General features: G+C 66.2%; 10 protein-coding genes. All 10 read left to right on the top strand.

What is annotated here, in order from left to right; translation table 11 throughout:
• Nucleotides 1-21 precede the first annotated feature (21 nt).
• From HCU76_RS27775 to HCU76_RS27730, 10 genes are read left to right on the top strand one after another with little or no spacing between them, the layout of a single operon-like run.
• Nucleotides 22-1530: an aldehyde dehydrogenase family protein gene (locus tag HCU76_RS27775; protein WP_218511119.1), complete on the top strand. Its 1509-nt coding sequence runs from the start codon at nucleotides 22-24 to the stop codon at nucleotides 1528-1530.
• A 45-nt stretch (nucleotides 1531-1575) separates the two neighbouring features.
• The gene (locus tag HCU76_RS27770) at nucleotides 1576-2820 is read left to right on the top strand and encodes an ABC transporter substrate-binding protein (RefSeq protein ID WP_218511118.1); all 1245 of its coding nucleotides are present in this window, start codon (nucleotides 1576-1578) and stop codon (nucleotides 2818-2820) included.
• A gap of 8 nt (nucleotides 2821-2828) precedes the next feature.
• Entirely contained in the window at nucleotides 2829-3695 is an 867-nt protein-coding gene (locus HCU76_RS27765) for a carbohydrate ABC transporter permease (RefSeq protein WP_213958400.1), read from the top strand.
• 43 nt (nucleotides 3696-3738) lie between these two features.
• Nucleotides 3739-4596 carry a carbohydrate ABC transporter permease gene (locus HCU76_RS27760; RefSeq protein WP_218511177.1) on the top strand — a complete coding sequence of 286 codons (858 nt, stop codon included), beginning with the start codon at nucleotides 3739-3741 and terminating at the stop codon, nucleotides 4594-4596.
• Between the two features lie 26 nt (nucleotides 4597-4622).
• Nucleotides 4623-5744 carry an ABC transporter ATP-binding protein gene (locus HCU76_RS27755; RefSeq protein WP_218511117.1) on the top strand — a complete coding sequence of 374 codons (1122 nt, stop codon included), beginning with the start codon at nucleotides 4623-4625 and terminating at the stop codon, nucleotides 5742-5744.
• A 5-nt stretch (nucleotides 5745-5749) separates the two neighbouring features.
• Nucleotides 5750-7270: a GMC oxidoreductase gene (locus HCU76_RS27750; RefSeq protein WP_218511116.1), complete on the top strand. Its 1521-nt coding sequence runs from the start codon at nucleotides 5750-5752 to the stop codon at nucleotides 7268-7270.
• On the top strand, nucleotides 7267-8034 hold the full coding sequence (locus HCU76_RS27745) for a 3-ketoacyl-ACP reductase (protein ID WP_218511115.1): 768 nt from the start codon (nucleotides 7267-7269) through the stop codon (nucleotides 8032-8034). The genes HCU76_RS27750 and HCU76_RS27745 overlap by 4 nt, the downstream gene beginning before the upstream one ends.
• Nucleotides 8031-9650 carry a GMC family oxidoreductase gene (locus HCU76_RS27740; protein WP_218511114.1) on the top strand — a complete coding sequence of 540 codons (1620 nt, stop codon included), beginning with the start codon at nucleotides 8031-8033 and terminating at the stop codon, nucleotides 9648-9650. The genes HCU76_RS27745 and HCU76_RS27740 overlap by 4 nt, the downstream gene beginning before the upstream one ends.
• A 27-nt stretch (nucleotides 9651-9677) precedes the next feature.
• Nucleotides 9678-10847, top strand: a complete 1170-nt coding sequence (locus HCU76_RS27735) for a dihydrodipicolinate synthase family protein (protein ID WP_218511113.1) — start codon at nucleotides 9678-9680, stop codon at nucleotides 10845-10847.
• A gap of 7 nt (nucleotides 10848-10854) precedes the next feature.
• Nucleotides 10855-11388: a heme-degrading domain-containing protein gene (locus tag HCU76_RS27730; RefSeq protein WP_256354519.1), complete on the top strand. Its 534-nt coding sequence runs from the start codon at nucleotides 10855-10857 to the stop codon at nucleotides 11386-11388.
• Nucleotides 11389-11423: the final 35 nt, after the last annotated feature.

Genomic DNA, 11423 nt, shown 5'->3' with positions numbered 1-11423 from the left:
CCACCGACACAGGACAACCCCATGAGCACTTCCACCCTCTCCCCCACCGAGGCGCTGACCCGCGCGCCCTACCAAGGCAAGCTGCTGATCGACGGCGCCTGGTCCGACGCCGCCGATGGCTCGACGCTCGATCGCAAGTCGCCTGCCCATGACACGCTGGTGGCGGTATACGCCCAAGCCGGCGCAGCCGATGCGAAGCGGGCCATCGCCGCCGCGCGCCACGCCTTCGACAAGGGCCCATGGCCTCGCATGAAGGGTGCGGAGCGCGCCCGCATCCTGCGCGCCGTGGCTGAGGGCATCCTGTCGCGCAAGCATGAACTGGCACTGATGGAGACGCTGGAAAACGGCAAGCCGATGGCCCAGTCGCTGGCCGAGATCGAAGGCGCGGCCGACCTGTGGCACTACGCCGCGACGCTGGCGCGCAACCTGCACGGCGACAGCTACAACACGCTCGGCGAAAACACCCTCGGCGTCGTGCTGCGCGAGCCGATCGGGGTGGTCAGCATCATCACGCCCTGGAACTTTCCGTTCCTCATCGTCAGCCAGAAGCTGCCATTCGCGCTGGCCGCCGGCTGCACCACCGTCGTCAAGCCTGCCGAGGTGACATCCGGCACCACCGTGATGCTCGGCGAAATCCTCCAGGCCGCCGGCGTGCCCGGCGGCGTCGTGAACATCCTGGTCGGTCGCGGCAGCGTGGTCGGCGAAGTGATGGTGACGCATCCCGATGTCGACATGCTGTCCTTCACCGGCTCGACGGTGATCGGCAAGCAGGCGGTGGCCAAGTCGGCCCAGACCCTGAAGAAGGTCTCGATGGAACTGGGCGGCAAGAACCCGCAGATCATCTTCCCCGATTGCGACTGGGATGCCGCCGTGGACGCGGCCGTGTACGGCATCTACTTCAATGCCGGCCAGTGCTGCAACAGTGGCAGCCGCATCCTCGTGCACGAGTCGATTGCGGAGCGCTTCACCGCGGCCGTGGTCGAGCGCTCGAAGCTCGTCAAGGTCGGCGACCCGCTCACGCCTGGCATGCAGGTCGGCGCGATCACCACCGAGAAGCAACTCGAGACGATCCTCTCGCACGTCGAAGCCGCTCGCCGCGGCGGCGCAACCATTGCACTCGGCGGCTCGCGCATCGACACGACCGGCATGTACTTCGAACCCACCGTCGTGACAGGCGTCACCCGCGACATGGCCATCGCCAGGGAAGAAGTCTTCGGCCCGGTGCTGGCGGTCCTGAGCTTCAAGGACCTCGACGACGCGGTAGACCTGGCCAACAGCACGCTTTACGGCCTGTCGGCTGCTGTCTGGAGTCAGGACTTCAGCACCTGCCTCAGCGCCGCGCGCTGCATCAAGGCCGGCACGGTCTGGGTCAACACCTTCCTGGAGGGGCATGCCGAGCTGCCCTTCGGCGGCTACCACGAAAGCGGCATCGGCCGCGAACTCGGCCGCTTCGCGACCGAGGACTACACCGAGACCAAGACCCTGCACATGCACCTCGGCGGCCGCACCGACTGGTACCTGCCGCGCTGATTCCTCCCCCCAACCTCCACCACCACCCCCCATCCGGAGACAACCATGAAGAAGCAACTCATCAGCCTCGCCATCGCGGCGACCCTTGCGGCTCCCGCACTGGCCCAGCAACAGAGCGTGGAGGTCCTCCATTGGTGGACTTCCGGCGGCGAAGCCTCGGCCCTCAACGTGCTCAAGACCACGCTCGAGAAGCAGGGCGTGACCTGGAACGACATGCCCGTTGCCGGCGGCGGCGGCGAGGCGGCCATGACGGCCGTGCGCGCACGCGTCACCGCGGGCAACCCGCCGACTGCCGTCCAGCTGCTCGGTTTCGACGTACAGGACTGGGCCAAGCAAGGCGTGCTGGCCGACCTGAACGACATGGCGGCCAAGGGCAACTGGGACAAGGTCGTTCCGCCGCAGCTGCAGAAGTTCACCAAGTACAACGGCAAGTGGATCGCCGTGCCGGTCAACCTCCACACGACCAACTGGATCTGGGCCAACAAGGAGGTCCTCGCCAAGGCCGGCGTGACCAGCGAACCCAAGGACTTCGACGAATTCATCGCAAGTGCCGAGAAGGTGCAGAAGGCCGGCTTCATCGCGATCGCACATGGCGGGCAGCCGTGGCAGGACGCGACCGTCTTCGACAGCGTCGTGCTGTCCACCGGCGGCGTCGACTACTACCGGAAGGCCTTCATCGACCTGGACACCAAGACGCTCGGCTCGCCCACCACGCTGAAGGTGTTCCAGCGCATGTCGCAGATCCGCAAGCTGGTCGACAAGGACTTCTCGGGTCGTGACTGGAACGTCGCCTCGGGCCTGGTCATCAGCGGCAAGGCCGGCTTCCAGATCATGGGCGACTGGGCCAAGGGCGAGTTCGTGAATGCGAAGAAGGTGCCGGGCAAGGACTTCTATTGCTATCGCTTCCCCGGCACGCAGGGCACGGCCGCATTCAACACCGACAACTTCGCGATGTTCAAGCTGGGCGACCCGGCAAAGACCGCCGCGCAGATGAAGATGGCCGCGGACGTCATGGATCCCTCGTTCCAGTCCTCCTTCAACGTCATCAAGGGCGCAGCCCCCGCACGCAACGATGTGTCGGACGCGGCCTTCGACGACTGCGGCAAGAAGGCCATCAAGGACGCCGCCGAGGCCAGCAAGAACAACACGCTGGTCGGCTCCATCGCACACGGGCATGCGGTTCCGGCCTCGATGAAGAGCGCCTTCTATGACGTGATCACGCGCCACTTCAACGGCCAGATCGACGACAGGAAGGCCGTCGCCGAGCTGGTGTCCGCGGCCAGGAACTGAGCCCTGCCATGAAAGCCGGTGTCCTTCCCAAGTTGCTGTTCAGTCCCAGCGCGTTTCTCGTGCTGGTGTGCGTGTACGGCTACATCATGTTCACGGTCTACCTGTCCTTCACGACGTCGACGATGCTGCCGACGTCCGAGCTGGCAGGCACGGCCAACTACACGCGACTGCTTGGGTTGGAGAACTGGCAAGTCTCCCTGTCCAACCTCGCGACCTTCGCAAGCCTCTACATCATCATCGCGATGGTGATGGGTTTGGGCCTCGCGATCCTGATCGACCAGAAGATCCGCTCCGAGAGCGCCTTCCGTTCGATCTTCCTGTACCCGATGGCGCTGTCCTTCATCGTCACCGGCACGGCCTGGAAGTGGCTGCTGGACCCGGGCGTCGGGCTGGAGCGCTCGATCCACCTGCTGGGTTGGGAGAGCTTCTCCTTCACCTGGATCAAGGACAGCGAGATGGCGATCTACTGCGTCGTGATCGCAGCCGTCTGGCAGACCAGCGGCTTCGTGATGGCGATGTTCCTGGCCGGGCTGCGTGGCGTCGATACCGAGCAGGTCAACGCGGCCAGGGTCGACGGCGCGAAGACCTGGCAGGTCTACCTGCGCATCATCCTGCCGCAGCTCGGGCCGGTGTTCGTCTCGGCCTTCGTGATCCTGGCGCACATGGCCATCAAGTCCTATGACCTGGTCATCGCCCTGACCAACGGCGGCCCCGGCCGCTCCACCTGGCTGCCGTCGGTGTTCATGTACCAGTACACCTTCACCCGCAACGAGATGGCGGTCGGCGCCGCGAGTTCGGTGCTGATGTTGCTGGCCATCGGCGTGGTCGTGCTCCCCTACCTCTTCAGTGAAATGCGGAAGGTCAAAAATGGCTAATGCAACTGCCCACCCGGTCGTGCACGTGCACGGCGCCAGCGGCATCGCGCCCAGGCTGGACATCGCACGCATCGCGCTCTACGCCGTCCTGCTGGTGTTTGCGGTGGCGTTCCTGATGCCCGTCTATGTGATGGCCGTCAACTCGTTCAAGCCGCTTGACGAGATCCGCACCGGCAACATGATGTCCCTGCCCATCGACTGGACCATCGCACCATGGCTGAGCGCCTGGAGCACGGCGCAGATCGGCGTGCAGCCGACGGGCCTGAAGCCCTTCTTCATCAACTCCTTCCTGCTGGTGATTCCGTCGGTGGTGCTGTCGACGCTGATCGGTGCGTTGAACGGCTACATCCTGACCCAGTTCAGGTTCAGGGGTTCGAACCTGATGTTCGCGGCGATGCTGTTCTCGGTGTTCATCCCGTTCCAGATCGTGCTGATCCCGATGGCGAAGACGCTGGGCTTCCTGGGGCTGGCCGGTACGGTGAAGGGCCTGATCTTCGTGAACACGGTGTACGGCATCGGCTTCACGACGCTGTTCTTCCGCAACTACTACGCGGCCTTTCCGGCGGAGCTGATCCGCTCGGCCCGCATGGATGGCGCCGGCTTCTTCGGTGTGATGGGCCGCATCCTGCTGCCCAACAGCACGCCGATCATCGTCGTCACCGTGATCTGGCAGTTCACCAACATCTGGAACGAGTTCCTCTTCGGCGCGTCCTTCAGCGACTTCAGCTCCTACCCGCTCACGGTGGCGTTGAACAACCTGGTCAACAGCAGCACCGGGGTCAAGGAATACAACGTTCATTTCGCCGGCGCATTCATCGCGGCGATTCCAACGCTCGTCGTGTACCTCGTGTCCGGCAAGTATTTCGTTCGCGGCCTCATGGCCGGCTCGGTCAAGGGCTGAACGCCCGGACCTCCCAGGAGATAAGCATGGCATCCCTCGACCTCGTCAACGTGCAGAAGAGCTTCGGCCCCGTCAAGATCCTGCACGACATTTCCATCAGCCTCCAGGACGGCGAGTTCCTCGTCCTCGTCGGCCCGTCGGGTTGCGGCAAGAGCACCCTCATGAACATCATTGCCGGGCTCGAAGAGCCGACCGCCGGCACTCTGAGCCTCCAGGGCCGCGACATCACGACGGTTGCGCCGGCAGAGCGAAACATCTCGATGGTGTTCCAGTCTTATGCGCTCTATCCGAACATGACGGTCGCCAAGAACATCGAGTTCCCGCTCGAGATGCGCAAGGTCGAGAAGTCGGCGCGGGTCGAGCGGGTCAAGTCGGTGTCGAAGCTGCTCCAGATCGAGCACCTGCTGGACCGCAAGCCGCGGCAGCTTTCGGGTGGCCAGCGACAACGCGTGGCCATCGGCCGGGCGCTGGCGCGCGAGCCGCAGCTCTATCTCTTCGACGAACCCCTCTCGAACCTCGACGCGCAATTGCGGGTCGACATGCGCACCGAGATCAAGAAGCTGCACCAGCGGCTGAAGGCGACCATCGTCTACGTGACGCATGACCAGATCGAGGCGATGACGCTGGCCACGCGCATTGCGGTGATGAAGGGTGGCGTGCTGCAACAGCTCGGCACGCCCTACGAGGTCTACAACCGGCCTGCCAACACCTTTGTCGCGAGCTTCATGGGTTCGCCCCGCATGAACCTGGTCAAGGCGCGGGTGACCGGAACGGGCGGCGGCCTGGGCCTGGACATCCAGGCCGGCAACAGCCCACGCGCGAGCATTCCGCTGCCACCTTCCGTGGCACCGGCGGGGTTGCAGGCCTATGCCGGCCAGGAAGTCATCGCCGGCATCCGTGCCGAGGCCGTCAGCCTCGCGCGGGAAGGCATGGTCGCGGGGCCGATGCACTGCTTCATCGATGCGCGCGTCGAAGTCATCGAGCCCACCGGCGCCGACACGCTGGTCGTGCTGAACCTGGGCGGAAGCGAGTTCACGGTGCGCCTGGAGCCGGACGCGCCGCTCAAGCCCGAGCAGAACGCGCGCTTCCTTGTCGATCTGTCGAAGCTCGTGTGCTTCGATGCGAAGAGCGAATCGCTGATTGCGTGACCACCATGACGACACGCGAAGACTACGACGTGGTGATCATCGGCTCAGGGATCGGCGGCGGCGCCGTGGCCCGGCAGCTGGCGGGCACCGCTGCGCGCGTGTTGATCCTGGAGCGCGGCCCGGTGCTGCCACGTGAGCCGGAGAACTGGAGCCCCGAATCGGTGTTCGTCGACCTGCGCTATCGCAGCACCGAAACCTGGACCAGCGGCGAGCGGCGCTTCAGGCCCGGCCAGTACTACTACGTCGGCGGCCATACCAAGTTCTACGGCACGGCGATGTTCCGCTTCAGGGAGCGGGACTTCGGTGCGCTGGAGCTGGAAGACGGCGTCTCGCCCGCCTGGCCCATCAACTACGGCGACCTCGAACCCTGGTATGCGCAGGCCGAGCAGCACTTCGGTGTTCGCGGGCAGGCCGGGCTCGATCCGACGGAACCACCGCGCAGCGCGCCGTACGCGCATGCTGCGATCCCCCATGAGCCCGTGCTGGCCGGGATCGCCCAGCGCTTGAAGGCGCAGGGACTGCGACCCTTCCCCATGCCCGCGGCGGTCGACTTCGGTCCGGGCGGCCGTTGCCAGCGCTGCGGCACCTGCGACGCCTTCCCCTGCCGCATCGACGCGAAGGGCGACGCCGAGACTTGCCTCGTCCGCCCCGCCCTGTTGCAGCCCAACGTGCAGTTGATCTCCGAGGCGTATGTCGATCGCCTCATCACCGACGACACCGGCCGCCGGATCGTCGCTGCGGAAATCATCGAGCGTGGCGCGAGGCGGCGCATCCACGGCGGCCTGTTCGTGCTGAGCGCGGGCGCCATCAATTCGGCTGCGCTGCTGCAGCGTTCGGCCACGGCGCGACATCCGCGCGGCCTGGCGAACTCCAGCGACGTCGTCGGCCGCCATTTCATGAACCACAACTGCACGGGGCTGATGGCGCTGCATCCTGTCAAGCGCAATCACACGAAGTTCCCGAAGACGCTCTCGATCAACGACTGCTACTTCGGCGACCTGGAAGGCAAGGGGCCGCCGCTGGGCAACCTGCAACTGCTCGGCAAGCTGAGCGAGCCGATCCTGCGTGGCGCCATGCCGGCATGGACGCCTCGTGCGCTGCGCCAGTGGGTGGCCGGGCACAGCGTCGACTGGTATGTCATGTCGGAGGACCTGCCGCACCGGGACAGCACGGTGCGCGTCAACGCCGACGGCAGCATCGATCTGCGCTGGCACCGGACCAACATGGGCGCTCATCGCAAGTGGGTCGAGACCGCGACTCGAATCATCAAGCGCACGGGCTATCCGATCGTGCTGACGAAGCCCTTCACGGTGGACACGCCGTCGCACCAGTGCGGCACAGCGCGCTTCGGCGACGACCCCGCAACCTCGGCGCTCGACCCGCTGTGCAAGGCCTGGGACCACGACAACCTCTACGTGGTCGACGCCAGCTTCTTTCCCTCGTCGGCGGCCGTCAACCCCGCACTGACCATCGCCGCGCAGGCGCTGCGCGTCGGTCATCACCTTCGTACGCAGGTACTCCAATGACAACGACCCGACCCCTGGCGGTGGTGACCGGCGCCCGACGTGGCATCGGCGCCGGCATCGCCATCGAACTGGCCTCGCGCGGCTTCGATATCGCGCTCACCGACATCGACGGCACGGGCGCCGAAGACACGCTGGCGGACATCGCCGCGCAGGGTGCGCGATGCAGGCTTTTCGAATCCGACTTGGGCAAGGTCGACGACCATGCCGCCGTGGTGCAGCGCATCGTCGAATGGCACGGTCCCATCGCCTGCCTCGTCAACAACGCAGGCATCCCGGCGCCCAGCCGCGGCGACCTGCTCGACGTGACGCCGGCCGCCTTCGACCGGGTGCTCGACGTGAATCTGCGCGGCACCTTCTTCTTCACGCAGGCCGTGGCGCGCCACATGGTCGCCGTGAACTCGCCGCATCAGCGCGCCATCGTCACGGTCTCCTCGGTCAGCGTCGAGATGGCCTCTATCGAGCGTGGCGAGTACTGCGTTTCCAAGTCGGGCCTGGGCATGCTGACCAAGCTCTTCGCGCTTCGGCTCGCGCCGCTCGGCATCGGCGTGTTCGAGGTCCGTCCCGGGGTGATCCGCACGCCGATGACGGAGGGCGTGGTGGGCAAGTACGAACAGCGCATCGCCGACGGCCTCGTCCCCATGGGGCGCTGGGGCTATCCGGAGGACGTGGCACGCGCGGTGGCCGCGCTGGCCGGCGGCCAGCTGGGCTTCTCAACCGGCAGCGTCCTCCATGTGGACGGCGCCCTTTCCATTCCGACGCTATGAAAACCGAAGGCTACGACTACATCATCACAGGCGGCGGCTCCGCCGGCTGCGTACTGGCCAACCGCCTGAGCGCCGAACCTTCGGCAAGGGTGCTGCTGCTGGAAGCGGGCGGCTCCGACCGCCACCCCTTCTTCCACATGCCGGCGGGCTTCGCGAAGATGACCAAGGGCATCGGCTCGTGGGGCTGGCATACCGTCGCGCAGAAGCACATGAAGGACCGCGTGCTGCGCTTCACGCAGGCGAAGGTCATCGGGGGCGGCTCGTCGATCAACGCGCAGCTCTACACGCGCGGCGTCGCGGCGGACTACGACGAGTGGGTGAGCGAGGAAGGCGCCGCCGGCTGGTCGTATCGCGACGTGCTGCCGTACTTCAAGCGCTCGGAAAACAACCAGCGCTTCGCCAACGAGTTCCACGCCTACGGCGGACCGCTGGGCGTGTCCAACCCGATCAGCCCGTTGCCGATCTGCGAAGCCTTCTTCCAGGCCGGCCAGGAACTCGGCATTCCGTTCAATCCGGATTTCAATGGCGCGAGCCAGGGCGGTCTCGGCTATTACCAGCTGACGCAGCTGAACGCCCGTCGTTCATCGACGTCGACCGGCTTCCTCGGCAAGGAAGTCCGCGCCCGCCCCAACCTGACCGTGATGATGCAGACGCGTGCCCTTCGCGTCGTGGTGGAGAACGGTCGGGCCGTCGGGGTGGAGGTCGTCAGCGGCAGCGGTGCGAGCCCGCGCGTGATACGCGCCGATCGCGAAGTGATCGTCTCCTCGGGCGCCATCGGATCGCCCAAGCTGCTGATGCAGTCCGGCATCGGTCCAGCGGGGCATCTGCGCTCGGTCGGCGTGCCGGTGGAGCACGACCTGCCCGGCGTGGGCGGCAACCTGCAAGACCACCTGGACCTGTTCGTCATCGCCGAGTGCACGGGCGACCACACCTATGACAAGTACAACAAGCCGCAGCATGCCGCGCTGGCGGGCTTGCAGTACTTGCTTCTGAAGACGGGCCCGGTGGCGTCCAGCCTCTTCGAGACGGGCGGCTTCTGGTTTGCCGATCCGAAGGAAAACGCCCGCTCGCCGGACATCCAGTTCCACCTCGGTCTGGGCTCCGGCATCGAAGCGGGCATGGCCAGGCTGAACAATGCCGGCGTCACGCTGAACACGGCTTACCTGCGGCCACGTTCGCGCGGCACGGTGCGACTCGCGAGCAAGGATCCTGCGGCAGCGCCGCTGCTCGACCCCAACTACTGGTCGGATCCGTACGACCGCGAGATGTCGATCAAGGGCCTTCGGCTGGCGCGCGACATCATGCGGCAGCAGGCCATGCGCCGCTACGTGCAGACGGAGGTCCTGCCGGGCTCGCGCCTCGAGACCGACCAGGAACTCTTCGACTACGCCTGCGCCAACGCCAAGACCGACCACCACCCGGTCGGCACCTGCCGCATGGGGCCCGCGAGCCATCCAGACAGTGTCGTCACGCCGGACCTGCGCCTCGTCGGCATGCAGGGACTGCGCGTGGTCGATGCCTCCGTCATGCCGCGGGTTCCGTCGTGCAACACCAACGCGCCAACCATCATGGTCGCCGAGAAGGCAGCCGACCACATCCTCGGGCGGATCGCCTGAGTTCACATCCATACCCAGAGACTCATCATGCAGATCACCCTTCCCCAAGTCGATGGCACGCTGATGCCCTACGCGCTCAAGGCTCGCCCGATCGTGCCGACAGGCAAGCTGGCGCCCTTCAACCGCACCGTGTTCGCCGCCGCGCATGTGGTGGTGAATCCGCTGGCGACCGTCGACCCGTGGGACGCTTCGCCGGCCATCGACTGGGAGCGCACGCTGGCCTTTCGCGAGCATCTCTGGTCGCTCGGCTTCAAGATTGCCGAGGCGATGGACACCGCGCAGCGCGGCATGGGCGTGGACTGGCCGGTTGCGCGCGAACTGATCCAGCGCAGCCTGCGCCACGCGAAGACCATCCCCGGCGCGGACCTCGCTTGCGGCGTCGGCACGGACCAACTTTTGCCAGGCCCGGATGTGACGCTTGCGCAGGTCGAAGCGGCCTATCGCGAGCAACTGGAAGTCGTCGAGGCCGAAGGCGGCCGCGCGATCCTGATGGCCAGCCGCGCCCTCGTGCGCTGCGCCGGCAGTGCCGATGACTACCTCGCGCTCTACGGCCGGCTGCTCAGGGACGCGTCGAAGCCGGTCGTGCTGCACTGGCTCGGAGAGATGTTCGATCCCGCCTTGCGCGGCTACTGGGGCTCGACCGACTTGCCGACCGCACTCGACACGGTCGCGCAACTCGTGCGCGACAACGCCTCGCACGTGGAAGGCATCAAGGTCTCCCTGCTCGACGCCAAATGGGAACTCGACCTGCGTCGGCGCCTGCCGGCCGGCGTGAAGATGTACACCGGCGACGACTTCAACTATGCCGAGTTGATGGCCGGTGACGAGCAGGGTCACTCGCACGGGCTGCTGGGCATCTTCGACCCCATCGCGCCGGTGGCTGCTGTCGCTCTCGGCGAGCTGGCCGCCGGCCGCACCGAACGTTTTCGGGAACTGCTCGACCCCACCGTGACCCTGTCGCGCGAGATCTTCCGCGCACCGACGCGCCACTACAAGGCCGGCGTTGTCTTCCTCGCGTGGCTGAATGGCCACCAGGACCACTTCTCGATGGCCGGCGGCCTCCAGTCGGCGCGCGGCGCGGCGCACTTCGCGAGGCTCTTCGAGCTGGCAGACGGCTGCGGCGTGCTGACCGATCCGGAGCTTGCGGTGCTGCGCATGGAACGCTACCTGTCCGTGGCTTGCGGCATCCGGAAATGAGGTCGCGATGACGACGACATTTCCGCACGCCGTGCCCGAGGGTCGATACATGGACATCGAACGGGACCTGGAACGCATGGCCCTGCAGGAGCAGCGCCTGTGCCTGCCCCATTTCGACCATGCGACAGCCTGGGACCTCGGAACGCGAATCAGGGCGCGTGGCGAGACGATGGGCATGGCGCTGACCATCGAGATCCGACTGGCACGAGAAACGGTCTTCCTGTTCGCGATGCCGGGCACCGCGCCCGCCAACGCGGACTGGGCCCGGCGCAAGCGCAACACGGTCGAACTACTGCAACAGAGTTCCTATGCCGTCGGCAAGTCACTCGAGCGCGACGGCAAGTCGCTCGAACAGAAGATGGGATTGCCCATGCGCGACTACGCCGTTCACGGCGGCGCATTTCCGATCCGCGTGGCACACGTCGGCTGCGTGGGCTGTGTCACCGTCTCCGGCGCGCCGGATCGCGAGGACCATGCGCTGGTCGTCGCCGTGCTGGCCGAGATGTGCCGGGTGGACGTGGCGACAGTCGCATTGGACTGACGAGGCCGCGTCGAACGCGATGCTGGCGCAGGCAC

The sequence above is a fragment of the Variovorax sp. dw_308 genome (assembly GCF_019207085.1).
Lineage (GTDB): Bacteria > Pseudomonadota > Gammaproteobacteria > Burkholderiales > Burkholderiaceae_C > Variovorax.
This window is presented reverse-complemented; position numbering and strand designations above follow the sequence as displayed.